The sequence below is a fragment of the Candidatus Eisenbacteria bacterium genome (genome assembly GCA_016930695.1).
Classification (GTDB): domain Bacteria; phylum Orphanbacterota; class Orphanbacteria; order Orphanbacterales; family Orphanbacteraceae; genus JAFGGD01.
The window spans coordinates 171,155-195,895 of record JAFGGD010000030.1; the positions used below are offsets into that span (position 1 = coordinate 171,155).

The window sequence follows — 24,741 nt, forward strand, 5'->3', positions numbered from 1 at the left end:
CCACCCGGCCGGCCGCCTTGACAGAAAAGGCGCCGGAAGCGTATCGTGCGGATAGCCCGATGGGGCGATTCCCCGGCCCAAAGGATTTCCGAGGCGACCCGCGCCGTAAGAGAGCGCGGGCGCGCCGCCATCATCCGACTCGAGGGTCCTTCATGAAGGACGCGAAGAAGATCCTCGTTATCGACGACGACCCGGATTTCGGGTTCTTCTGCGAGACCGTGCTCGGAGCGCGGGGCTACCGTGTGGTGGCCTCCTTGAGCGGCCGGGAGGGGATCACATCGTTCCGCGCGGAGCGGCCCGACCTGGTGATCCTCGACTTGATGATGGAGGACGAGGAGACCGGCTTCCGGGTCGCCCGTGAGATCGGTCGTACGAACGGAAGCCCGCCGATCCTGATGATCACCAGCATGCCGGGCCGGGTCGAGGAGCGGCGGGACCTGCCGATCGCCGGGCTGCTCGCCAAACCGATCAAACCGGAGACGCTGGCGGAAAAGGTGGGGAAACTGCTCGCGCCGGGCGCCGGCATTTAGCCGGATGGCGCGATCCCACAGCCGCCGTCCGGGGGGGGTCCATGCGCCCGGGCATCGCTGAAACCCTCCTTCTCGCCGTCGCCCTCGCCATGGACGCCTTCGCGGTCTGCACCGCCGCCTTCTGCGCCGGCCGCGTGTCCGGCCTCCGCTCCTCGTTGCGTCTCTCCTTTCACACGGGCCTCTTCCAGGCGATCATGCCCGTGCTCGGCTGGCTCGCCGGTCGGAGCATCGCCGGCTGGGTCGATTCCTGGGACCACTGGATCGCCTTCGGCCTCCTCGCCTTCGTGGGGACGCGGATGATCCGAGAGGGGGGCGGGAGGGGTGAGAGCCGCCGCGGCGATCCTTCTCGGGGTTGGCTCATGATCACCCTCTGTCTCGCCACCAGCATCGACGCCCTGGCGGTCGGTTTCGGGCTCGCCCTGCTGCGCGGCCCGATCCTTTTCCCGGCCGTGGTGATCGGCGTGGTGACCGCCGGGATCGCGTTCGTCGGCACACGCGTCGGCTGCCGCCTCGGCCGCGTCTTCGGGGGGAGGGCGGAGATCGCGGGCGGCGTCGTGCTCTGGGCGATCGGCATTCGGATCCTTCTCGCCCATCTTCTGGGCTGACCTCCGGGAATGGTTGCCTCCGGCGATGACCGGACCTAAGATAAAGCATGTCCTTCCTTGGTCCGATCCGGTCCGGCCGGCCGGCGTTCCCGACGGGCGCCCTCCGACCGGCACGGACCGTTCCCGCCGGAGGGACCGCGCGCTTCCGACTCCCCATCGGGAACCGCCCGCCGGGAACGAGTTCGGATTCGAGAAACCACGACGCGGCTCCTTTGCCCGCGCTCGATTCGGAGGAGAGAACATGCCAGTCGCCGATTATCGCACTTACGTTCGGATGTTGGAGAACGCCTACAAGAACCGTTTCGCTTATCCGGCCATCAACATCACTTCCATGGTCACCATCAACGCCGTGCTCGAAGCCTTCGCCGAGAAACGGAGCGATGGGATCATTCAGGTCTCCACGGGCGGCGGCGAGTTCGCCTCCGGGCTGGGCGTGAAGAACGCCGCCGAGGGAGCGATCGCCCTGGCGGAGTACGCCCACCGCGCCGCCGAGAAGTACGACATCTACGTGGCGCTCCACACGGACCACTGCCAGAAGGAGAAGGTGGATCCCTTCCTGGTTCCCCTCATCGAGGAGACGGAGCGCCGCCGCGCCGCGGGGCTGCCGAATCTCTTCAACAGTCATATGTTTGACGGCTCGGCGCTTCCGCTGGGCGAGAACATGGAAACCGCCGTGGCGCTGCTGCGGCGCTGCCACGACTCGGAGATCATCCTCGAGGTGGAGGCGGGAGTCGTGGGGGGCGAGGAAGACGGCGTCGCCCACGAAGGCCCGAAGGAGAAGCTCTACACCACGCCCGAGGACATGCTCGAGGTGTATCGCCGCCTCGGCGAGGTGAAGGGGGCGCGCTACATGTTCGCCGCCACCTTCGGCAACGTGCACGGCGTGTACAAACCCGGAAACGTGAAGCTCCGCCCGAAAATCCTCCGGGAGGGGCAGGAGGCGCTCCGCAAGGCCCACGGCGACGACGTCCATTTCTGGCTCGTCTTCCACGGCGGCTCCGGGTCGAGTCCGGAAGAGATCCACGAAACCCTCGAATACGGCGTGATCAAGATGAACGTGGACACCGACACCCAGTACGCTTTCACCCGGCCGATCGTGGACCACATGATGAAGAACTACGACGGCGTCCTGAAGACCGACGGCGAGGTGGGAAACAAGAAGGCGTACGATCCCCGCGCCTACCTGAAGAAGGGAGAGCGGGGCATGGCCGAGAGGGTCATGCGGGCGGTGGACGATCTGCGGGCGGCCGGGACGACCCTCTTCGGCGGGTAGGCGTCCTCGAGTGGAAGGAGGGGCGGGATGAAAAATTTTACGTATCATAATCCGGTGCGGATCCTCTTCGGCAGGGGAACCATCCCCAAGATCGCCGAGTGGATCCCGCCGGAAAAGCGCGTGCTCGTAATCTACGGAGGCGGTTCGATCAAGAAAAACGGCGTCTACGACCAGGTGGCCTCCGCCCTCGATGGACGCGGCTGGAGCGCCTTCGGCGGGATCGAGCCGAACCCGCTCTACGAGACGTGCATGGAAGCCGTCGAGACGGGTCGCCGGGAGAAGGCCGAATTCCTGCTGGCGGTGGGAGGCGGTTCGGTTTGGGACGCCGTGAAGTTCATCGCCGCCGCGATCCCCTTCGACGCCGGAGACCCGTGGACGATCGTGAGCGAGCACGCGCCGGTACGCGAGGCGATCCCCTTCGGAGGCGTGCTGACCCTCGCGGCGACCGGCTCGGAGATGAACTCCGGCTCCGTGATCAGTCGCCGCTCCACGGGGGAGAAGATTCCATGGGGAAGCCCGCTCGTCTTCCCCCGTTTCTCCATCCTCGATCCGGAAACCACGTTCTCGCTACCGGAGCGGCAAACCGCCAACGGGATCGTGGACGCCTACGTTCATGTGCTCGAACAGTATTTGACCTACGATGTAAACGCGCCGCTCCAGGGCCGGCAGGCGGAAGCGATCCTGCACACGTTGATCGAAGAGGCGCCCAAGGTCCGCGCGAACCCGCGGGATTACGACGCCCGGGCGAACCTGATGTGGGCGGCCACGCAGGCGTTGAACGGACTGATCGGCGTCGGCGTGGCGTCGGACTGGGCGACCCACCTGATCGGCCACGAGCTGACCGCCCTCCACGGCCTCGATCACGGGCGCTCGCTGGCGGTGGTGATGCCGGCGATGCTCCGGCTTCGGAAGGAAGCGAAACGGGGAAAGCTGCTCCTCTACGCCCGCCGCGTGTGGGGAATCGACGGCGACGACGAGGATCGAGCCGTGAACGAGGCGATCGAGAGGACGGAGCATTTCTTCCGCGATGTCGGCTGTCCCACCCGGCTCGCCGATTACGGCATCGATCCGGAGGGTTGGGCGCCGATCCCCGCGCGGGTCGAGGCGCGTTGGGGACGGATCGGCGAACACCGCGACATCGGCCGGGAAGAGGTGGAGGAGATTCTCCGCCTCGCTTCCGGAACGGCCGCGCGCGGGAAGGCATGATAAAAAGGAAGGGGGGACGGCATGGCGCGCGTCATCGCGGGCGCGGCGGCGGCCGATTTCACTCTCGATAGCGCCGACGGGGAACGCTTCCGTCTCTCCGATCTGCTCGCCCGGAGCGCCGTGGTGCTCATCCTGAACCGCGGGTTTCTCTGTCCCTTCTGTAAAAGGCACATGATCCGCCTCCGCCGCGCCTATCCGGAATTCGTCCGGCGAGGCGCGGAGATCCTGGTCATCGCTCCCGAGCGTCCCGAAGACTTCCGGCGCCATTGGGTCCATCTGAAGCTACCTTTTCCGGGGCTTCCCGATCCGGCACGTATCGTTTTGGATCGGTATGGTCAAAGTGCAAGTCTTCTCTCCCTCGGCCGTCTCCCCGCTCAGTTCGTGATCGCCCGCTCCGGCGAGGTGCTCTTCGCCCGGTACGGCCGCACCATGGCGGACATCGCGCCGAACCGGGATCTTCTCGAAGCCCTGGATCGATCGGCGACGGGATGAGCGTCAGGGATTCTACCGGAGAGCGCTCCTTCCGGTGCCGCCGCTGCGGCGCCTGCTGCCGGCGCCCCGGCTACGTCCTGCTCGACCGTGCGGATCGCGAGCGCCTCGCGGCCGCCCTCGGACTGGACGAGGCGGTTTTCCTCGCACGCTACGCGCGCGTCGCCTCCAACCGGGCCCAGCTCAGCCTGATCGAAAAAGAGGACGGGTCCTGCGTGTTCCTGGAAGGAGACCGGTGCGCGGTGTACGAGGCGAGGCCGCGCCAGTGCCGCGATTATCCGCGTCTATGGAGGACCGATGACGACTGCCCGGGTTGGGGTGGTTAGAAGAGGCCCGGTTCCGGACAGCGACGATCACGAAACGAATGAGAGACGATAAAGAAAACCCCGTCCCGTGAAAACGCGGAGGCGGAGAGATCGGAAAAACGGAGGCCGCGCTCCTTCTTCTCTCTCCACCTCCGCGTCTCCGCGGGAGATTTCTTTTCCCGGCTTTCTTCGCGTTCCTCCCGGTTCAATCCCGTCCCGGGAAAAGCGTTCACCGCGCGATTTCCGTCACCGTGACCCTCCGCCGCAATTCGTCTTCATCGATACGGCCCTCGTCGCCGTCTTCGAGATCCTTCATGCGAACCCGAATCGTGAGATGGCGGAGGGGGACCGGCGCGACGACCCACTCCTTGTCCCAACTGTAGGGGAACGCGACCAGCAGGATCGATTCGTCGCCGCCGATCATGGAGAGGGAAGAGCCGTAATCGATGATCGTCTCCACGAGTTCCTCTTCGATCTTATCGAGCTGGCGGCGGCGGCGGTCGGAGATCTCCTCGATCTTTTTCTGGTCTTCCTTGCCGACCAACTCGCCCCAGAACGCCTTCAGAGAGTCCAGATCGTTCAGAAAACCGAGAAGTCTCTTGGTGTCCGCCTCGTCCACAAAGGAGAACTCGAGGGTAAAAAACGCGCCGAGTCCTTCCAGATAGGTCCCCTGCGTGTTCTCGCCCCGCATCACCAGGGCATGCTTGCTGTCGATCAGGGTGGCGTCCAGGATCTTCTCCATCATCCCGATCTTCTTACCGATCAGCTCCGTGTCGGGGGGCGTCGCGTGCGCCATGGGCGCCGCGAAGACCAGGCAGAGCAGGACCGGAAGGGCCTTGCGCATCATCGTCGATCCTCCTCGGGGGGACCCGTCCGGGCGTCGTTGTGTTCCGTGTCGATCCGGTTCATGATGTCCCGGGTTCCTTCCTCCATCTCTCCGAGGCGGCGGTCCATCAGGAACATATCGTCCTGCCGCTCGGATTCCGCGTCCCGCAGGTAGTTCTGGAAGGTGGCGAGGTAGCGGTCGGCCTGACGATCCTCGCTCTCCCGGATCAGAGTGGCCACGAAACGGACCAATTCCGCCTGGCCACGGAGGAAGTCCTCGCGGGTGATGTAGTCGGCGACGGGCGCGACGGCGCCGCCGCCCGAGGTGAGCTGCAACGGGACGCCCCGGTCGGGCGCCTCCAGGAACACGTCGGGCGAGGAAGAGCGGCCGAGGGAGAAAGCGACCCGCCCCTCATCCAAGGTCACACGCGCGTTCCCCAGAATCAAAAGGACCGCCGCGGCCACGCCCGCCGCGACGCTCCAGAGTGTCCGCCTGCGAAGCAACCGGGGGGCGGCGGACATCCGCCGCGGGAAGGGCCGCCGCTCGGAGAGCGCGGTCCATGCGAAACGGACCTTCGGTTCGGGCTCCTCCATACGGCGCAGCAACCCCGAAACGCCCCGCATCTCTTCCAGTGTTTTCTCCCAAACGGGATCGCGAGCGATCTCCCTTTCCACCCGCTCCCGCTCCTCGGAGGAAAGCTCTCCGTAGAGGTATCCCACGAGAAGTTCTTCCATCTCGCGTCGATCCATCAGCGATCTACCGTCCTTCCTCGGCACGCAACCTGCGAAGCACCCGTTCGAGGTTCCGAAGACCGTGAAATATCCTGGATCGGACCGTGCCGACCGGGATGCCGAGGATGTCGGCGATCTCCCGGCTGGTGTATCCGTGGTACTCGCGCATCACGAGCGCCGTTCTCTGCTCCTCCGACAGCGTCATCAACGCCTGCCCGAGGATTTCCGACAGCTCCCGCCTGTAGAGCGCCTCGTCCGGATCGGGCAGCCCTTGAAACCGGTCGATCCTCTCCTCCAGGATCCGCTCCATACCGTTCTCGACGAGCGTTTCCTTGGAGATCATGGAGCGGTTCTTCCCGCTCCTCAGCTTGTCGAGACAGACGTTGTGCGCGATCCGAAACAGCCAGGAGGGGAACTTGGCCGGATCCTTCAGGCGGTCCAGCCCTTGATAGACCCGGATCATGGTCTCCTGGACCAGATCGCGGGCGTCCTCCTCGTGCCCGACCACACGGTAGACGAAGCAGTAAATGCCCCGTTCCCATCGAGCGACCAGCCGGTTGAAGGCTTGTACGTCCCCTTCCAGGACCTGTCCCACAAGGGCCAGATCCATCGGCTCCATGGCTTGGCCCAACGCTCCCTCCCGGTACACGGTTCTCACCAGAATAGACGGATCGGGTCCGCGTTCCGCTTAAAGAGAATAGAGGATCGAATGTCCCGCGGACCCCCGCGCGACCCCAGGCTATGCGAGCGAACACGGGGCTGTCAAGAAGGGGGGGAGGGGGCGTTTCCGGGAAAATCCTTGCCTCGTTGTCGTGATTTGTCTAGCTTGGGCTATGAGGGCTTATGACTTCGAAGCGAAAAAAAACGATGCGACCCTTCGTGATACGCGACTGCGCCCTTTCCGCGATCGCCATCGGCGTGAGGGCTCAGAACCTGCGGGAACTGAGGGACCTCCTCCGCGATATCCACCCGGACGCGATTTACTACCACTTCTGGGGGGGGCTCCTCCGGCCGCGTATCGACGACCCGGAGTACAACAACGACTTCGCCGCCTGGGCCGCCCACGGCCTCCATGACGAGCGCCTGGCGGAACGACTCGCCATCATCGATCCGACCGACTACGACGACCTGGAAAATCTGCGGAGCGACATCCTCGACGTGGTCGAGGAGCGACTCGACGAAAGCGAATACGTCCCCTGGTCGAGCGTGGACAACCAGTTCGCCTTTATCCGGTCCCAGATCGTCGTCTTCAACACCCACCGGAGACTCCACCACCCCGAGGAACTGGTCGAGGCGATCCCGCACATCTCCCTGGGGAGCATCTTCTTTCACGTCATCGACGCCCGCCGCCGGACCCCGGACGGGGTGGACGATTTCCATGGGTGGCTCCGGGACCTGGGCGACGCCTACAGCCCCCTCTGCAACGAGCTGACCGGGGTCGATCCTTACTTCACCACTCTGGCGGATCTGCGGCGGCACCTGTCCGGCATTTTCCGGAAACACCTGGGAGGGGAGAAGGCGTGAGCGACCTGCTGCAACAGTACGCCGAGGTGGCGGGCGAGGAGGTAGTGGAACACCTCCACCAATTGGCGGCACCGCTCCGGGGGATGAGGGTGGTCCACGTAAACTCCACTCGCGTCGGCGGCGGCGTGGCGGAGATTCTGGACAAATTGGTTCCCCTGAAACGGGAACTGGGAATCGACGCGACGTGGGAGGTGATTTCCGGACCGAGCGAGTTCTACCAGTGCACCAAGTCGTTTCACAACGGTCTCCAGGGGAACCGGGCGCCCGTTTCGGACTCGCTCCTCCGCGTCTTCGAGGAGACGAACCGGCAAAACGCCGAGGAGCTGCGGGAAAAACTGGCGACGGCCGACCTGGTGATCATTCACGACCCCCAGCCCGCGCCACTCCTCCGATTCGTCCCCGAGAGAACCGGCAAATGGGTCTGGAGATGCCACATCGACGCGAGCCGCCCCTACCGGCCCACCTGGAAGTATCTGCGAGGTTTCGTGGCGGATTACGACGCCAGCATCTTCTCCCTGGCCGCCTTCTCCCAAGCCCTCCCGCACCCGGAATATCTGATCCCTCCCAGCATCGATCCGCTGAGCGATAAAAACCGGGAACTGGACCCGAAGGAGATCGGCGAGACGATCGCCCGGTTCGGCATCGATCCGGAGCGCCCCATGATCACGCAGGTTTCCCGCTTCGATCGTTTCAAGGATCCGGTGGGCGTCATCGAGGCGTACCGGATGACCAAGCGTTTCGTCTCGGGATTACAGCTCGTGCTCGCCGGCGGAGGCGCCAGCGACGATCCGGAGGGGGAAGCGGTGCTGCAGGAGGTCCGCTCGGCCGCCGAGGACGATCCGGACGTGCACATCCTCCTCCTACCGGCCGACGCGCACCGGACCATCAACGCGTTGCAACGATCGTCGGACATCGTGCTTCAAAAATCCACGCGCGAAGGATTCGGACTCACCGTGACGGAGGCGATGTGGAAGGGGAAGCCGGTGATCGGCGGCGACACCGGCGGGATCCGCCTCCAGGTGGTCAACCACCAAACCGGTTTCCTGGTCAACACACCGGAGGGAGCGGCGCTCCGGATCCGCTATCTGTACAGTAAAAGGCCGCTCATGGAGGATATGGGCCGAAAAGCGAGGGAGTTCGTGCGCGAGCATTTCCTGCTCACGCGGCACCTCCGGGAATACCTCACCCTGATCTTGACCCTCACCCGTGGGACCGGCGATCGTGTGGTCCTGGACTGATGAAGATCGCCCCGCCCCTTCGTCGAAGACCGGCATGCGCGTTCTGAACGACCGAACGGATCCGGACGAATTCTTCGGGCGACTTGCGGCCGCGGCGCGGAGCGTGCTCCTTCTCGACTACGACGGCACGCTGGCCCCCTTCCGGGTCGAGAGGGAACTCGCCGTCCCCTATCCGGGCGTCCGGGATCTTCTTCGCGATCTGCTCCGGCTGAAACGCTGCCGAGTCGTGCTGGTCACCGGACGGTGGAGCGAACACGTCCTCCCCCTGCTCGGACTGGAACGGCCGCCGGAGATCTGGGCATCCCACGGATGGGAAAGGCGATTCCCCGACGGCCGCGTGGAGCTGGCCCCTCTCGAGGAGCCGACGGTGATGGGACTCGCCCAGGCGGATGATTGGGCGATCGCCGAGCGGTTGCAGGACAGGATCGAAAGAAAGCCGGCGGGGCTGGCGCTGCACTGGCGCGGCCTCCCGCCCGATCGCGTGGAGGACCTCCGCGCGCGCGCCGTCGAAGCCTGGACACGTTTCGCCGCCGGAAACGAACTCCTGATCGCCGAGTTCGACGGCGGCGTGGAACTCCGCGCCGGGGGACGGACCAAGGGCTTCGCCGTGGACACCGTGATCTCCGAGGTGGAGGACGACGTCCCCTCGGCGTACCTCGGCGACGACTGGACCGACGAGGACGCCTTCCGTGCACTCGAGGGGAGGGGGCTCCGGGTGTTGGTGCGGGAAGAGCTCCGGCCCACCGCGGCGGACCTCTGGATCCGCCCGCCGGGGGAACTTCTCGAATTTCTGGGCCGCTGGATCGATGCGATGGGGGATCGGAAATGACGCGCTGCCCCAACTGCCTGGTCGTCGTTTCCAACCGCCTGCCGGTGGTGGTCGACCGGGACGAATCGGGTTGGCGGATCCGCCGCGGTTCGGGCGGTCTGGTGACCGCCATGGCGCCGATCCTGCGCGACCGTGGCGGCATCTGGATCGGATGGTCCGGCACCACCGCCGAGGGGGACCTTTCCGGGGCACTCGAGGAGGCGGGCCGCCGGAGCGGGTACGACCTGCGCGCGATCCCCCTCACCCCGTCCGAGGAGCGCAATTTCTACCTCGGCTTCTCGAACGAGATCATCTGGCCACTCTTCCACGATCTCCTGGACCGGTGCAACATGGACCCGGCCTACTGGGAGACCTACCAGACCGTGAACCGGAAATTCGCCGGCGCGATTCTGGAACACACCCGGGACGGGGATACGATCTGGGTGCACGACTATCACCTGATGAGCGCCGCTCAGGAAGTGCGGTCGGTCCGCGCCTCGCGGCGGCTCGCCTTCTTCCTCCACATCCCCTTCCCCTGCCCGGACATCTTTCAAAAACTCCCCTGGCGGGAGCAGGTGCTCCGTGACCTTCTCCACTACGATCTGATCGGCTTTCAAACGCAGCGAGACCGCATCAACTTCGTCCAATGCCTGCGCACGCTTCTCGGCGACGTCACGATCCGCGGAAAGGGACGCGTGATCGCGGCCGAACACGAGGGACACCAAACCCGCATGGGCGTTTTCCCGATCAGCATCGACTACCGTTATTTCTCCCAGCGGGCCGGCACCGGCGAAGTGGCGGACATCGCCTGGAGAATCCACGAGAACATTCCGGAGCGGCAGATCATCCTCGGGGTGGACCGTCTCGATTACACGAAGGGGATTCCCCTCCGGCTCGAAGCGTTCCGCAACGCGCTGATCCGCTACCCCGACCTCCACGGAAAAGTGACGCTGATCCAGGTGGTGGTGCCGAGCCGCGAGGACATACCCGAGTACCAAGCCCTGAAGATCGAGATCGAAAGCCTGGTCGGCGAGATCAACGGCCGATTCACCGTTTCCGGGTGGGTGCCGATCCACTACGTGTTCCGCGGCCTGGATACGGCCGAGCTTCTCGCCTACTACCGCACCGCGGAGATCGCCGTGATCACGCCGCTCAGGGACGGCATGAACCTGGTGGCGAAGGAATACTGCGCCTCCAGCCTGGAAGAGACGGGCGTGCTGATTCTGAGCGAGTTCGCCGGCGCCGCGGCCCAGCTCCGCCACGGCGCGATCTTGGTGAACCCGTTCGACGTGAACGCCGTGGGGGACGCCATCCACGACGCCTTTGTCATGCCCCACGAGGAGCGCCGGAAACGGATGCGGAAGCTGCGGCGGGGCATTCGAAAACATGATATCTTTTGGTGGGTCGACTCTTTCCTCCGGGCCGCGGTCGCCCGGGATCTGGACGATTATCCACCGGTGGAGCCCGGCTTCTAGCCGGCCGCATCCCCCCGAAAAGCTCCCCGGAACCCCGAAGGAACGGGTTGACAAGTCATCCCTCCCATGCCATTATTTCATTTCTGGCTTGGAAAACCGTCAGTTCAGGAGGATAGAGAGTATGGCTATCGGTATGCTGGGCCGCAAGATCGGCATGACCCAGCGATTCAACGAAGAGGGACACGCCATCCCGGTCACCGTGATCGAGGCGATTCCCTGCCCGATCGTTCAGAAGAAAACCAAGGACAAGGAAGGATACAACGCCATCCAGATCGGTTATGGGCGGCGTAAAAAGAACCGGACCACGCGGCCGATGGCCGGGCACTTCCAGAAGGCGGGAGTGGAGCCGGCCCGCGTGCTCATGGAATCGCGAGTCTCCGACGATGAGATCGCGGAGCTGGAAGTGGGCGGCACGATCGATATCGATCGTTTCGAGCCGGGCGACTGGGTGGACGTGGTGGGCCGTTCCAAAGGGCGCGGTTTCGCCGGCGTGATCAAGCGTCACAACTTCTCCGGGAAGAACCAAACCCACGGCACCCACGAGTTCTTCCGCCACGGCGGCTCCATCGGCCAGTGCGCCACGCCGGGCCGTCTCTTCAAGGGACGGAAGATGCCCGGGCAGATGGGGAACGTAAGGACCATGGTCATGAACCTCCGCGTGGAGGAGGTCCTACCGGATCAGAACCTGATCCTGATTCGCGGCGGCATCCCCGGCGCGCGGAACGGCATGGTCCTGATCCGCAAAGCGGTCAAGAAGGCGGGTCGCAAGAAGGTTTGACCGACGAACCGGTTCCGTCCGGGAGTCCCGCCCCGCGGGGCTCCCTTTTTCTTCGCGCCCCGTCGCGAAAGGGATCCGCTCCCCGACCGGGGAGCCGCGAGCCGGCAAGAGGGAGGAACCCCATGGGGGGGAAACTGTCGATCCTCCGCGAGCTGTTTCAGTTTCTGATCCACCGGAAGAAGTGGTGGCTCGCGCCGATCCTGGTGCTTCTCGTCCTTCTCAGCCTTCTGATCGTTCTGACCGAGGGATCCGCGGTCGCCCCGTTCATCTACACCCTCTTTTAATCGCCTCGTTCGGACAGAACGCGCGGGCCGCTTCCGGCGACCCGTTTTTGTTTTTTCGGCGGCGCCGTAACGACCACGATGTAGGCGCCCGGCGGCCCCGATCGACCACGCCGTGATCCCCCCCGGCCGGACACGCCACGGAAAGCGAACGCCAATCCGTTGCAAGCAAGCCGCTTCGTCGATTCGGCGCGGCGGCGGGAGCGGGCACGTCCCTTGCCATTCCCCAGAAGAAGCGAGGGAGAGAGAAGGCCCGGCGGCCGGTACCCGCCAAAGGCCCACCCACGATCCCCACAGGAATTATGCCCGCACTACGCCTCTTCCTATTAGCCCTCCCCGGTATCTTGACGGCTCACCGGGTCACTCTCCCCCCGCACGCGGCCGCCGGGGCGCTGTTCGGGCTTCTGCTCCTCCATGCGGCAGCCCGTTTACGGGCGAGCGCGACGATCGATAGGATCGCGCTCCTCCTGATCCCCGCCGTCGCCGCCCTCGCGGCATGGGAGACGAGGACCACCCCGTCCGGGCCGCCCCCGCCCACGGGACGGACCGTCCATCTCGCCGCGCGCCTCCTCGGCGGTGTGGATCGTAGCGGAGCGGCTCCCGTCCGGATCACCGCCGGACCCGGCGCGGGGAACCGCCTTCTGATCCGGCTCCCCGAAGGGGAGGAGTGGAGCGGTGCAGGTTCCGTTCTCCCGAAGGGAACGTGGATCGAAGCGGAGGGCCGCTTCGAACCGTATCCGGAACCGCGAAATCCCTACGCCCCGGATCGTTACGCGGGAGAACGCCGCAGGGGAGGGGCGGGGATCCTTCGCGCGGAAAGCGCGCGGGTGAGCGGGAAGGGAGGGGGGTTTCTCGCCCCGATCGCCGGCGGGATACGGAAGAGGGCGGACCGTCTCGGCGGAGAGGAGGGGGCGCTCTATCTCGCTCTCTTCCTGGGAGACCGCTCCCGGCTGGACCCGGAGACGGTCGAATCGTTCCGGGAAACCGGGCTCGCCCATCTGCTCGCCCTCTCCGGTCTTCACCTCGGTATTTTCTACGCGCTCCTCCGCGTCCCCCTCGGCGTCGTCCCGATCCCGCGGCGGTGGGTCCCGGTGTCGGCGGTCGCGCTGCTTTGGTTTTTCGGGGCGGCGGCGGGGTTTCCCGTCTCTCTTCTGCGCGCCCTCGTGATGGCTTCCCTCCTCGCGATCGGCCGCCTGCTGGAGAGACGGCCCGCGCCGGGAAACGCCCTCGGCGTCGCGGCGCTGATCGCCCTCGCCTTCGATCCCGCCGCGGCGGGCGAGGTTTCCTTTCAGCTCTCCTTCGCCGCCACGGCGGGGATTCTGGCCGTCCTTCCCCTCCTCAGGAAGCTCGCCGCAGGCCCGATCGGCCGCTACGCGGCGGCGCCCATCCTGGTTGGGGCGGCGGCGCAAACCGCGACGCTTCCCGCCGTGCTCTGGCACTTCGGCCGGTTCGCTCCGCTCGGGGCGGCGGCCACCGCCGCGACCGCGCCGGCGTTGATCCTCGCCCTCGCCGCGGGCTCCGCTTGGACGACCCTCGGACCGGTTCACCCGATCGCGGACCGCCTTCTGGAAGACGCCGCATGGGGGTCGTTGGCGCTCCTCCGCGGCGCCGTCGGCCGGTGGGACCATTGGGGGCCGGACACGATCCGCCTGGGAGTGGAGGACGCCCGTGGTCTGGCCCTGACCGTCCTTCTTCTCGCGGTCGTCTTCCGCTATCGCAGGAGCCGCGCGGCGCTTTTCCTTCTCGTCGGTTTGTCGCCCCTCCCCGTCCTCCTTTTTCACGACCCTTGGCCTCTCCGAATCACCGTGTTGGACGTGGGGCAGGGCTCGGCGGCGGTGATCGAGACCGCGGAAGGGGAGAGAGTCGCCGTCGATCTCGGTCCCCGTTGGGGGGACTTCGACGCCGGCGGGCACGTAGTCCTCCCCTTCCTGCGGCGGCGGGGCGCGGAGGCGCTGGACCTCGCGGTGATCACCCACCCGGACGGCGATCACATGGGAGGATTGGACCGCCTCATCGAGGAGGGCGCGATCCGGCGTCTGCTGGAAAACGGCGTCGTCCGCGCGGATCCGGCGAAAGGGAGGAGCGCCTCCGCCGGGGACACGGGGGGCGTGATCCGAGCCTCGGCGCTCCGCGGGGCGACGCACCGCTTCCGATGCGGCGCGGAGCTGCGCGTGCTCACGGCGCCGGAGGGGCGCGTGCCGCCCGATCAGAGCAACGCCTCTTCATTGACCCTCCTTCTCCGGTACCGCCGCTTCACCATCCTCTTCACGGGCGACGCGACGCCGGAGATGGAGAGGGCGCTCCGGCGGAGCGGCGAGGCGAAGGGAATCACCGTGCTCATCGCCTCCCATCACGGCGCGCGAAGGGGCTGCGCTCTTCCCTTTCTCGTCTCCGCCCGCCCGGCGGCGACGATCGTCTCCTGCGGTCGAAACAACCGCTACGGCCATCCGGACCGCGGGGTGCTCGCCCGCGTCGAACGGGCGGGGTCGGCGCTCTTCCGCACCGACCTGCACGGGGGAATCACCATCGTCACCGACGGGCGCCGCGTGCGAATGCGGGGGCGCGCCGCGGAGGCGCCCCGCTTGGAGAGGAGGCTTCCGTTTCGCCCGGAACCGCGGGGGCTTTTCGCTGGAGGGGAATCGCGGCGCTGTGATAGGATCGCAAACCGGTTTCGGACCAAAATCCGCACGTCCCCGGAGGCGCCATGAGCGAGCAAAACGGAAACCCCGGGATCCTCTCCGCGCAGGAGGCGGCCCGCTTCGCCGCGGAGCGCATGCTGGACCGCAAGGCGTCCCACGTGGTCGTGATGGATCTCCGGAGCATCACGAGCACGGCGGATTTCTTCGTCATCGGCGGCGCCGGGAGCGATCAACAGGTCCGGGCGGTCTCGGACGCGGTGATCGAGGGGCTCGAGGGGAGGGGTGTCCGCGTCAACCACGTCGAAGGGTATACCGACCGCCGGTGGGTGCTGATCGACTGTTTCGACGTGGTCATCCACGTGTTCCTCGACGAGCTGCGCGATTTCTACGGGCTCGAACGCCTCTGGGGCGACGCCCCGGCCGAACAATTCGAGGATTAAAAAACCATGCTGCGAAGCAAAACGGAGGACATTCTCCGGCGCGCGGTTCGCTCCCGTTGGGGGGAGGAGGCCGCCGCCGACCTTCGCGTGGAACCGCCGCGGGAGAAGAGCCACGGCGATTTCGCCGCCAACGCGGCCATGGTTCTCGCCAAAGGGCTCCGGCGAAAGCCGCGGGAGCTGGCGGAGGAGTTGAAAACCGACCTGGAAGCCTCCGGTTTCTTCCGGTCCGTCGAGATCGCCGGCCCCGGCTTCCTCAACCTGAAGCTCCGCCCCGCCGCCTTGCACGATCTGCTCGGCCACATCCTGGAAGAGGGGGAACGCTACGGCCGTTCCGAACCGGAACGGGCTTTACGCAGGCAGATCGAATTCGTCAGCGCCAATCCGACCGGTCCCTTGAACGTGGTGAGCGCCCGGGCGGCGGCGGTGGGGGACACCCTCGCCCGCCTCTTCGAAGCGACCGGCCACGCCGTGGATCGGGAGTTCTACGTGAACGACGCCGGCTCCCAGGTGGACCATCTGGTCGACACGGTCCTCTGGTATCTGGAGGGAAAGGCGGGGGATTTCCCGGGCGAAGGATACAGGGGCGCCTACGTGGAGGAGCTTTCCGAGGAGGCGCGGGCGATCTTCGAGCCGCGCTTTCCCCGTTCACCGGAAGGGCTGGGCGCGGAACGGATCGGGCCGGCGGCATCCGCGCTTCTCTCGCGGCTCGGCTCTTCGCCCGCCGGCGGCGACTCCGCTCTCCCCGATCCCTGCCCGATCGACGACGCCGCGCATCGCCTCCTTCTTCGCCTCTGGACGCTCGAAAAGATGCTCGCCGCCCAACGGGCCGACCTGGAAAAATTCGGCGTCCGATTCGACCGATGGTTCCGGGAGTCGGAGCTTCACGCGGAGGGGGCGGTGGAGGCGGCCCTGGCGGACCTGGAGAGGGCGGGGGACGTTTACGAAAAGGACGGCGCCCGCTGGTTCCGTTCCAGCGCGTACGTGGACGACGAGGACCGCGTGGTGATCCGCTCCAACGGGGCGCCCACCTATTTCCTCGCCGACGTAGCCTACCACCGGGACAAGAAGAATCGCGGCTACGACCACGCCATCGACATCCTGGGCCCGGACCACCACGGCCACGTGCCGCGCATGCAGAGCGCCCTCCTCGCCCTCGGCGCGCCCGAGAACTGGCTCGAGGTGATGATCGTGCAGCAGGTCAACCTGCTCCGCGGCGGCGAGACGGTGAAGATGTCCAAACGGGCCGGCGAGTTCGTCTCCCTCCGGGAACTGATCGAGGAGGTGGGGGCGGACGCGGCGCGGTTCTTCTTCCTCATGCTCCGGCCGAACAGCCACCTCAACTTCGATCTCGACCTGGCGAAGAGCCGGAGCTTGGACAACCCGGTCTACTACGTGCAATACGCTCACGCCCGCATATGCAGCGTCTTCCGCCACGCCGAGGCGGCGGGCGTAGCGCCGGCGGCGGGGGAGAGCGCGGAGGACCGGACCGGAGTGGACCGGGAGGAGGAATTCGATATCCTCCGCATGCTGGACGCCTTCCCGGATGTGATCGCCCTCGCGGCCGCCACCCGGGAACCGCATCGCCTTCCGACTTATCTGAAAGAGGTGGCCGCCGCCTTCCACGGTTACTATCACAAAGTTCAGGTCGTAACCGAAGACGCAAAAAGCACCGCCGCGCGCCTCGCCCTCCTGCGGGCGATCCGCCTGGTCCTCCGAAACGGCCTCGACCTTATCGGCGTTCACGCGCCGGAATCGATGTAGCAATGGGGGAGACCATGTCGATTCTCGTCGTCGGATCCATCGTGCTCGACACCGTACGTTCGCCCTACGGCGAGACGGACAAGGCCCTGGGCGGCTCGGCGATCTATTTCTCCGGCACCGCCTCCCGTTTCACGGAAGTCCGACTCGTCGGCGTGGTGGGCGAGGACTTCCCCGAGGAAGGGATGCGCTTCCTCGCCGACCGGAAGGTGGACCTGGAAGGGCTCCAGACTCTTCCGGGCGAGACCTTCGCCTACGAGTGCGAATACGGGTGGAATCCGAACGACAGGCTGACGATCGACACGCGCCTCAACGTGTTCGAAGGTTTTCATCCGAAGCTTCCCGAGCGATACCGCGACACGCCCGTGCTTTTCCTCGGGAACATCGCGCCGGCCCTCCAGGAAGAGGTGCTGGACCAGATGAAGTGCCCCAAGCACGTCGCCGCGGACACGATGAATTACTGGATCAAGGGGGACCGGGCCGGGCTGGAGCGGCTGCTCCGCCGTGTGGACACCCTCTTCCTCAACGACTCGGAGGCGATGGAGCTGACCGGCGAAAAGAACCTGGTGAAGGCGATCCGGCGGGTGACCGAGTTCGGGCCCTCCACGGTGGTGGCGAAGAAGGGAGAGCACGGCGCCGTGCTCTATCGGAACGGCGCTTTCTTCGCCGTCCCCGCCTACCCCGTCGAAACGGTCCGCGATCCGACCGGCGGCGGCGACTCCTTCGCCGGCGGTATGCTGGGGCGCCTCGCCGGTCGCGGCTCCTTCGACGACTCCTCTTTCCGTGAGGCGATGCTCCACGGAACGGCGATCGCGTCCTTCGTGGTGGAGGATTTCGGTCCCCGGCGCCTGGAGAGTCTGACCGACGGGGAATACGACGAGAGAGTGCGGACGATCCGTTCCATGATCACGATCTAAAACCGCTCTTTTACGCTCCGAGAAGAACCCGCGGCCAGGTTTCCCTGGAACGGAGCGCCCGGATATGCTAGAATCTAGCACGTTTCCGGATCCATAGAAGCGCCCGCCAAGCCGGTCCGGTCCGCACGACCGCTTAACAATAATCGACGGCTCTTCGGGATCGCTCCCTCGGGCGGTCGGCGAAGATCGAGCCGTGGAACGAGTGGGATCGATCCCTTCGATCCCACGGACGACGGAGCCGATGCCTGAAGGAACCGCCCGCCCAGGAGAGGCCCGGATTCGTGATCCCCGTCGCGCCGAGGGGGAGATACGCAAGATCACGGGCGTGCGCTCCTGCCGGGTGGTCACCGACGCCGAAGACGGCCTCCTCGAAATCCACGTCATCGCCGGACAAGACCGGCACCCCAAGCAAATCATCCGGGACGTGGAAACGGTCTGCCTCGCCCTTTTCGACGCCCGTATCGACCACCGCAAAGTGAGCATCGCCGTCGTGTCGGAGGCGGAGGCGGCCCCGGAACCGACGCGCCGGGCTCCCGTTTCGGAGCGGATCCGTTTTTTCACGCTCCGCACCACCCTCAACCCGACAGGAGGGGAGGTGGAGGTGATCCTCGCCCGCGGCGAATTCCGGAGCTTCGGCAAAGCCTCCTTTTCGCTCGCCTCCGGTCCTCTGCGCGCCGTCGCGGAAGCCACCCTTCAGGCGGTCGATCGCTTCGTGTCCGAAGGGAACTTCCAACTCGGCGATGTGAACCGCGGCTCCCTCGGCGACGGGGAGGCGGTTTTCGTGCACGTGCAGCATGTCTCCGCCGACCGCTCCTTCCCCCTGCTCGGATCCGCACTCGCCCATCGGGACGTGAATCTCTCCGCACTTTACGCTACCCTGAACGCGGTGAACCGATACGTCGGCCGTTTGGAGGCCGCGGAAGGGATCGAGTGGGTGGCGGGCTCCACGCCCGGCCCCTCCCCTTCGTAACCGCGAGATCGCAGGGAGAAACAACTTGAAGTATCGAGACGCGGGCGTCGATATCGACGCCAACGCCGCCGCGCTGGAGCGCGTGAAGGGACGCATCCGGGCGACCTTCGGCCCGGAGGTGGTTCGCGACGTGGGGCTGTTCGGCGGGTGCTTCGCCCTGCCCGGAGCGGAAGACCGCGTGCTGGTCGCCAGCGCCGACGGTCTGGGAACGAAGGTGCTCCTCCACGCCCGCATGGGATGGCACGACCGTGTCGGAGAGGACCTTGTCGCCCACTGCGTGAACGACATCGCCGTGCTCGGCGCCCGCCCCCTCTTCTTTCTCGATTATCTGGCCGGCGGTTCTCTGCCGCCCGAGGTCCTCGAGCCGCTCCTCGGGGGCTTCGCCGACGCCTGCGGCCGGCACGGCGTGGCGCTCCTCGGAGGAGAGACCGCCGAGATGCCCGGTCTCTACGGAGAGGGACACTACGACGTCGCCGGCTTCATCGTGGGGATCGCCTCGCGGGAGGGGTTGGTGGACGGCGCCGCGATCCGACCCGGCGACTCGATCGTGGGATTCCCCTCCACCGGACTCCACACCAACGGCTACTCCCTCGCGAGACGCGCGCTTCTGGACGAGGCGGGCCTCCACCTGGAGGATCCCGTGGAGGAGCTGGGGGAAACGCTTGCGGAAGCGCTCCTGCGGCCGCACAGGAGCTATCGGAACGCCATCGAGGGAATCGTCGCCGCCGGACTCGCCCGCGGCTTCGCCCACATCACGGGCGGCGGCCTCGTCGACAACGTGCCCCGGATCCTGCCGGAGGGATGCGACGCCCTCATCCACCGGGACCGTTGGACCGTCCCTCCGATCTTCCGCCTGATCGAGCGCCACGGCGGGGTCGATCGGGAAGAGATGTACCGCGCCTTCAACATGGGGATCGGCCTCGCGGCCGTGGTCCCCTCCGGCCGGGAGGAGGAGGCGCTCCAAGCGGCGGGGAAAGAGCCCGGCGCGATGGTGATCGGCGGGATCGTCGAGGGAGAGAGGCGCGTCCGCTTCGCCTGACCGGAGGTGCGGGACAATGGAGAAACGGGAAGGTTACGCGGTGCTCCTGGTGACCGCCCCCGCGGACGGCGCGGGGGAGACCATCGCCCGCGCGCTGGTGGAGCGCCGCCTCGCCGCCTGCGTGAACCGGGTGCCGGGAATCCGATCGGTTTATCGATGGGAAGGGACGATCGAGTCGGGCGGAGAGGATCTCCTGATCGTGAAGACCGCCGCGCCCCTTCTGGACCGATTGGAAGAGACGATCCGGGAGCTTCATCCCTACGAAGTCCCGGAAATGCTCGTTCTACCGATCGACGGGGGATCGGCTCCCTATCTGGATTGGATCGCCGCTTCGTTGGAGGAATAGGAACGTGGGCGGCGCATGGTATGAAAGGGCGTTCGCGGGACGCTACCTCGAACTGTACGCCCATAGGAACGAGGAGGAGGCGGCCCGCGCGGTCGCTCTTCTCGCCGCCCGGGTTCCGCTGGCGGGGAGCCGCGTGCTGGACATCGCCTGCGGCGCCGGACGGCACCTCGCCGCCCTTCGCGAAGCGGGGGCGCGCCCAACGGGGATCGACCTTTCCACCCCTCTTCTCCGGCGAGCGGTCGCCGTTGCGCCGGCGGCGCGCGCGGACATGCGGCGCCTTCCGATCCTTCCCCGATCCCAGGAGGGCGCGGTCTGCATGTTCACCTCCTTCGGCTATTTCCCCACGGCCGAAGAGAACGTCCGCGTTCTCCATGAAGCGGCCGGGGTTCTCCGCGGCGGAGGCTGGTTTCTTCTCGACACGCTGAACCCGGAGGAGACGCTCCGCCGCCTCGAACCGGAGGGGGAGAGGCGGGTGGGCCGCGCCGTCGTTCGGGAGAAGAGGCTCTACCTCCCGGACACGCGTTCCCTGGTGAAAAAGGTGATCTGGACCGATCCGGTGGGAGGGGAGGAGGAATCATGGGAGGAGCGCCTGCGGCTTTTCTTCCCCGCCGAGCTGGAAGAAGAGTTGGAAAGGGCCGGATTCCGGGTCGAGGAGAGAATCGGCGAATACGACGGTTCGGCCTGGCGGCGATCCTCCTCGCGATGTATTCTTTTCTCTCGAAGGAGCGGTCCCTGAACGAGGAGCGCATGAGAATGACCAACGGTTGTGAATCGGGTGAAGGCCGGTCTTTCGAGAGGATCCTCGGAACGGTCCTTTTTTGGATCCTCGTCGCGTTTCTGCTGACCGGCCTCTTTCACATCTACGCCATCCCCCTGGGCCGCTGGGTGCGGGGATCTCTGTAATCTACTGCCGCTTCGAGGGTTGACAGGAGAAGCGGACGGGGTTACAGTTAATATAGAGTGGTGGCTTCGAGAGAGACAGGAAAAACGTCATGATAAGAAACCTGGGAATCTTCCTTCTTGTTCTCTCGTTTCTCATCCCGACCACGGCCTTCGCGCTATCCGGGGACGGGGATATCCCCGAAGCCCGACCCCAGATGTGCACCTCCAGCGGGGTCCTGATCGATGTGGTGAGCGGTGAGGAACGTGACGTCTCCGGTGACGTCGCGACCGACCTCTCCCTGCTTTTCGATCTGGTGATCCGGGCGCTGGCGGCTCTTCCCTAAAAGGGGAGCCTGTAGACGGTCTCCATGGTCGGACCGCCCCGCGCGGGCGTAAAGTGAGAAGCGATGGCCAAGGATGGAAAAAAAGACATCCTGAATGGCAGGGCGTCCGGCGCGCCCCCCACTCCTCCGGGCTCTTCGGAAGATCGTATGAATCTTCTGGAGGAACTCGCCGACTTCTGCCAGAACGCCGGGGAATTCCCCACCGCGCTGGAGTACTACACACAGATCCTCGACCTCGCCGATCGGGCCAGCCGTTCGGGCGACCTTCTCGCCCAGACCGCCCTCAAGATGGCCGTCTGCCTGCAGGGGACCGGCAAATACAAACAAGCTTTGGAAATGCTCGATCTCGCCAAGCGGAACATCGACACGGAGAAACAACCGATCGACACTTCGCGGGTGCTGATCGAGCGGTCCCACGTCCACCTCCGCACCGGGGACTACGACGAAGCGCGCAAGGACGCCTTCGAGGCGATGGAAATCCTCAAGGCGCACACTCTCTCCACGGAACTGGCGGAAGTCTTTCGCTCGCTGGGGCACTACTACCTTCGAACCGGACGGATGGAGAAAGCCCAGGAAGCATACGAGGCGAGCCTCGCCATCGCCCGCGCCCTCGGCGACCGCCAAACCGTGGCGAAGTGCCTCAACAACCTCGGTCTCGTCGCGAAGAACCTGGGCCGTTTGAACGAAGCGGCGGACTACTTCGGCAAGGCGCTCTCCATCGCCCGCGAGTTGGGGAACAAACTGCAGATCGGTATTCGTCTGAACAACTACGCCATCGTCGAGTTCAAGCTGGGGAAATGGGACGAGGCGAAGGAGGCCTGGGAGGAGGCGATCCGCACCTTCCGCGAGTTGGGGAACAAGTGGGAGATCTCCCTCGGCTACCTCAACCTGGCCCAGATCCACAGGGCGACCCGGAACTGGAAGAGGGCGGAGGAACTTTTCGAATTGGCGCGCCGCACCGCGGAGGAAAACGACCACCGCCGCTGCGTGGTCCTCTACCACGAACATTTCGGCGAGCTTTGCGTGCGCCGGGGGGAACTGGAGCGCGCGGACCGTCTCTTCACGGAAGGGCTGGATCGCGCCAAGACCATGCACCCCGAAAACGAGATCATCGCGGAGATCCTGCGGCGGCGCGGCGAGTGCCGCACTCTTTCGGGAGACTGGGAGGAGGCCGCGGAGGACCTGCGGACCGCCCTCACCATCGGGCGCCGCGTAGGAGATCGTTTCGAGGAGGGGACCATACTGCGCGCACTCGGCGTGCTCCACCGGCTGCGCAAGGAGCCGGATCATGCGGAACAGACCCTCCGCCGCGCGATGCGCCTGCTGGGCACGATCGGGGCGCGTTACGAATGGGCGCTCGCCGTCCACGCCTTCGCCGAGCTTGCGGTGAATCGGCCGGCATTGCGCCGCGAGGCGATGGGTCTTGTCCCGGAAGCGCTCGAGGCGTTCAAGGGGAGCGGCGGCGCCTATGAGGAGGCGCGCCTCGGCCTGGTCGAGGCGGAACTCCACATCGAGGAGGGGGAGGGATTGCGCGCGACAGAGCGGATCGGCGCAATCCAACCGGTCATCGAGGAGAACGGCGCCGATGAGGACCGGGAGCGCCTGCGGGACGCGCGCGTTCGTGCGGACAGGCTGATCGTCTCCAGCTCGGTCTCCGACGCCGGCACCCTCGCCAGTTTCAACGTTCTGCTCCAGCGGCTTCAGGAGATCCACAACCTGGAAGACCGCCTACAGACGGCTTTGGACATCCTTCTGGAGAGGACCCGGGCGGAGCGCTCCGTCCTTCTCCTCCAGGGTTCGCCGGGCGGCCCGCTCGAGGTCAGAGACTCGCGGCGGGTTCCCGCCAAGGAATGGCACCTCTCGGTCGAGGTGTCCCGAATAGCGGTGGGGCACACCCTGACCAACGGCGCGAGACCGATTCTCTCCACCAATCCCATGGGAGATTCTCGGCTCGACACCACTCGACCCGGTTTCGCGCGTATTGGCTCCCTTCTCGCCATCCCTATTCTGGGCGAGACGGAGATCACCGGGGGAATCTACCTCGACAGGCCGCTCGGCGAACCCTCCTTCGGGCAGGAGGAACTCGATTTTGCCCTCGCCCTCGCCTCGGTGGTGGGAGGGGTTCTCCGGGATCTGAAAACCGAGGAAATCCGGAGCGAAAACCTCCGGCTGCGGCACCGCTTCGGCCACGGCGACGGTTTCGAACGGATCGTCACCCAGAGCCAGAGGATGCTGAAGATCATCGAGACGCTCAAGAACCTGCGGGAATCGACGGCGACGATCCTCCTGCAGGGGGAGACGGGGACGGGGAAGGAGCTTTTCGCCCGGGCGGTTCATTCCTCCTCGCTCCGCAAAGACAAACCCTTCGTGACGGTGAACTGCGCGGAACTCTCCGAGGACGTGCTGGAGAGCGAACTCTTCGGCCACCGGAAGGGCGCGTTCACCGACGCCAAAACCTCCAAGATCGGCCTCTTCGAGCGCGCCAACGGCGGGACCGTCTTCATCGATGAAATCGATAAGGCGAGCCGCCACTTCCAGGACACCCTCCTTCGCGTGGTGGACCGCAAAGAGATCAAACCGGTCGGAGCGGACTCCGTAATACAGGTGGACGTTCGGATCGTCTGCGCGGCGAATAAAAACCTCCGGGAGGAAGTGGAGAAAGACCGTTTCCTAAAGGACCTCTACTACCGGCTCCGGGTGGTCTCGATCTATCTGCCTCCTCTGAGGGAGAGGAAGGAAGACATCCCGATCCTGGTGGAGCATTTCCTCAGCAAGCACGCCAAACGGGCGGGCAAGCGGATCGGCGAGGTCCGGCCGGACGCGATGCAGGCTCTGATGAGCCACGGTTGGCCCGGAAACGTGCGTGACCTGGAGCACGAAATCGAGCGGGTCGTCGCCATCACGGCCGACGAGGCGCCGATCCGCGCGACGGATCTCAACCCGGAGGTCACCCAGGGGATGACGCTGGGGGAGGGGAGCACCCTCGCCGAGGTGGTGGAGCGGGTCGAGCGACAGTTGATTCGGGAAGCACTCGCCGACTGTGAGTGGAATAAGTCCCGAACCGCGCGCCAGCTCGGTCTCTCCCGCCGCGGCCTCCTGAACAAACTGGAACGCTACCGCATCCGCTGATCCCCCCATTCACCGAGAAAAAGAGAAAAGCGCAGTCGGCCCGCCCGAGTAAGGGACTATGCCGGCATCTCTTCCCCGCCGTCGTCCCTATGTTCGGGCAAGGCGAAGACGATCGGAGCGTCCGCGTGAAAAGAGAGAAACCACCGGGCGCGATTGGAGGACCGAGTATTCATAACTACATATTTATCAGTTTCTTAAAAAGCCAATC

Annotated in this window: 26 protein-coding genes; 23 read left to right on the forward strand and 3 right to left on the reverse strand. The window is 65.8% G+C overall.

The genetic code is table 11. From position 1 onward, the window contains the following. The first annotated feature begins 152 nt into the window (after positions 1-152). The 6 genes from JW958_06255 (at position 153) to JW958_06280 (ending at position 4,429) form a co-directional block, all read left to right on the forward strand. Complete coding sequence (locus tag JW958_06255; protein MBN1825851.1) at positions 153-530, forward strand: response regulator; 378 nt, start codon at positions 153-155, stop codon at positions 528-530. A 41-nt stretch (positions 531-571) separates the two neighbouring features. Then, a complete protein-coding gene (locus JW958_06260; protein ID MBN1825852.1) occupies positions 572-1,135 on the forward strand; it encodes a manganese efflux pump in 564 nt (187 codons plus the stop codon). 241 nt (positions 1,136-1,376) lie between these two features. Then, on the forward strand, positions 1,377-2,408 hold the full coding sequence (gene fbaA / locus JW958_06265; GenBank protein ID MBN1825853.1) for a class II fructose-bisphosphate aldolase: 1,032 nt from the start codon (positions 1,377-1,379) through the stop codon (positions 2,406-2,408). A 27-nt stretch (positions 2,409-2,435) separates the two neighbouring features. Continuing rightward, positions 2,436-3,614 carry an iron-containing alcohol dehydrogenase gene (locus tag JW958_06270; protein MBN1825854.1) on the forward strand — a complete coding sequence of 393 codons (1,179 nt, stop codon included), beginning with the start codon at positions 2,436-2,438 and terminating at the stop codon, positions 3,612-3,614. A 21-nt stretch (positions 3,615-3,635) separates the two neighbouring features. Then, the gene (locus tag JW958_06275) at positions 3,636-4,106 is read left to right on the forward strand and encodes a redoxin domain-containing protein (protein MBN1825855.1); all 471 of its coding nucleotides are present in this window, start codon (positions 3,636-3,638) and stop codon (positions 4,104-4,106) included. Then, a complete protein-coding gene (locus JW958_06280; GenBank protein ID MBN1825856.1) occupies positions 4,103-4,429 on the forward strand; it encodes a YkgJ family cysteine cluster protein in 327 nt (108 codons plus the stop codon). The genes JW958_06275 and JW958_06280 overlap by 4 nt, the downstream gene beginning before the upstream one ends. Before the next feature lie 208 nt (positions 4,430-4,637). Here JW958_06280 and JW958_06285 read toward each other — a convergent pair whose 3' ends face one another. Genes JW958_06285 through JW958_06295 form a run of 3 tightly spaced genes read right to left on the reverse strand, consistent with a single transcriptional unit; the run spans position 4,638 to position 6,596 of the window. After that, entirely contained in the window at positions 4,638-5,255 is a 618-nt protein-coding gene (locus JW958_06285; protein MBN1825857.1) for a hypothetical protein, read from the reverse strand. Then, the gene (locus JW958_06290; GenBank protein MBN1825858.1) at positions 5,252-5,983 is read right to left on the reverse strand and encodes a hypothetical protein; all 732 of its coding nucleotides are present in this window, start codon (positions 5,981-5,983) and stop codon (positions 5,252-5,254) included. Before JW958_06290 ends, JW958_06285 begins: the two co-directional genes overlap by 4 nt. A gap of 7 nt (positions 5,984-5,990) precedes the next feature. Continuing rightward, the gene (locus JW958_06295; GenBank protein MBN1825859.1) at positions 5,991-6,596 is read right to left on the reverse strand and encodes a sigma-70 family RNA polymerase sigma factor; all 606 of its coding nucleotides are present in this window, start codon (positions 6,594-6,596) and stop codon (positions 5,991-5,993) included. Positions 6,597-6,808: 212 nt separating this feature from the next. On the opposite strand from JW958_06295, the gene JW958_06300 reads away from it, so the two are divergent. From JW958_06300 to JW958_06380, 17 genes are all read left to right on the forward strand, one after another. Continuing rightward, a complete protein-coding gene (locus JW958_06300) occupies positions 6,809-7,489 on the forward strand; it encodes a hypothetical protein (protein MBN1825860.1) in 681 nt (226 codons plus the stop codon). Next, positions 7,486-8,727: a glycosyltransferase gene (locus JW958_06305; protein ID MBN1825861.1), complete on the forward strand. Its 1,242-nt coding sequence runs from the start codon at positions 7,486-7,488 to the stop codon at positions 8,725-8,727. The genes JW958_06300 and JW958_06305 overlap by 4 nt, the downstream gene beginning before the upstream one ends. 34 nt (positions 8,728-8,761) lie before the next feature. Next, a complete protein-coding gene (gene otsB, locus JW958_06310) occupies positions 8,762-9,556 on the forward strand; it encodes a trehalose-phosphatase (GenBank protein ID MBN1825862.1) in 795 nt (264 codons plus the stop codon). Next, complete coding sequence (locus JW958_06315) at positions 9,553-11,010, forward strand: trehalose-6-phosphate synthase (GenBank protein ID MBN1825863.1); 1,458 nt, start codon at positions 9,553-9,555, stop codon at positions 11,008-11,010. The genes otsB and JW958_06315 overlap by 4 nt, the downstream gene beginning before the upstream one ends. A 121-nt stretch (positions 11,011-11,131) precedes the next feature. Continuing rightward, positions 11,132-11,788, forward strand: a complete 657-nt coding sequence (gene rplC / locus JW958_06320) for a 50S ribosomal protein L3 (protein ID MBN1825864.1) — start codon at positions 11,132-11,134, stop codon at positions 11,786-11,788. Between the two features lie 122 nt (positions 11,789-11,910). After that, positions 11,911-12,072 (forward strand): hypothetical protein, encoded by a 162-nt coding sequence (locus tag JW958_06325; GenBank protein MBN1825865.1) that lies wholly within the window; start codon positions 11,911-11,913, stop codon positions 12,070-12,072. A gap of 299 nt (positions 12,073-12,371) precedes the next feature. After that, positions 12,372-14,777: a ComEC/Rec2 family competence protein gene (locus tag JW958_06330; GenBank protein ID MBN1825866.1), complete on the forward strand. Its 2,406-nt coding sequence runs from the start codon at positions 12,372-12,374 to the stop codon at positions 14,775-14,777. Further along, complete coding sequence (rsfS, locus tag JW958_06335; GenBank protein MBN1825867.1) at positions 14,774-15,148, forward strand: ribosome silencing factor; 375 nt, start codon at positions 14,774-14,776, stop codon at positions 15,146-15,148. The genes JW958_06330 and rsfS overlap by 4 nt, the downstream gene beginning before the upstream one ends. A 6-nt stretch (positions 15,149-15,154) precedes the next feature. Beyond that, positions 15,155-16,909, forward strand: a complete 1,755-nt coding sequence (locus JW958_06340) for an arginine--tRNA ligase (protein MBN1825868.1) — start codon at positions 15,155-15,157, stop codon at positions 16,907-16,909. 14 nt (positions 16,910-16,923) lie between these two features. Next, positions 16,924-17,823, forward strand: coding sequence for a sugar kinase (locus JW958_06345; GenBank protein MBN1825869.1), 900 nt, complete (start codon positions 16,924-16,926; stop codon positions 17,821-17,823). A 241-nt stretch (positions 17,824-18,064) separates the two neighbouring features. Then, positions 18,065-18,793, forward strand: a complete 729-nt coding sequence (locus JW958_06350; GenBank protein MBN1825870.1) for a hypothetical protein — start codon at positions 18,065-18,067, stop codon at positions 18,791-18,793. 7 nt (positions 18,794-18,800) lie between these two features. After that, entirely contained in the window at positions 18,801-19,832 is a 1,032-nt protein-coding gene (locus JW958_06355; protein ID MBN1825871.1) for a phosphoribosylformylglycinamidine cyclo-ligase, read from the forward strand. 16 nt (positions 19,833-19,848) lie between these two features. Beyond that, entirely contained in the window at positions 19,849-20,178 is a 330-nt protein-coding gene (locus JW958_06360; protein ID MBN1825872.1) for a divalent-cation tolerance protein CutA, read from the forward strand. Positions 20,179-20,182: 4 nt separating this feature from the next. Beyond that, complete coding sequence (locus tag JW958_06365) at positions 20,183-20,914, forward strand: class I SAM-dependent methyltransferase (protein ID MBN1825873.1); 732 nt, start codon at positions 20,183-20,185, stop codon at positions 20,912-20,914. 17 nt (positions 20,915-20,931) lie between these two features. Continuing rightward, entirely contained in the window at positions 20,932-21,081 is a 150-nt protein-coding gene (locus JW958_06370) for a hypothetical protein (GenBank protein MBN1825874.1), read from the forward strand. An 89-nt stretch (positions 21,082-21,170) separates the two neighbouring features. Next, positions 21,171-21,404, forward strand: coding sequence for a hypothetical protein (locus tag JW958_06375; protein MBN1825875.1), 234 nt, complete (start codon positions 21,171-21,173; stop codon positions 21,402-21,404). 147 nt (positions 21,405-21,551) lie between these two features. Next, positions 21,552-24,533: a sigma 54-interacting transcriptional regulator gene (locus tag JW958_06380; protein ID MBN1825876.1), complete on the forward strand. Its 2,982-nt coding sequence runs from the start codon at positions 21,552-21,554 to the stop codon at positions 24,531-24,533. Positions 24,534-24,741: the final 208 nt, after the last annotated feature.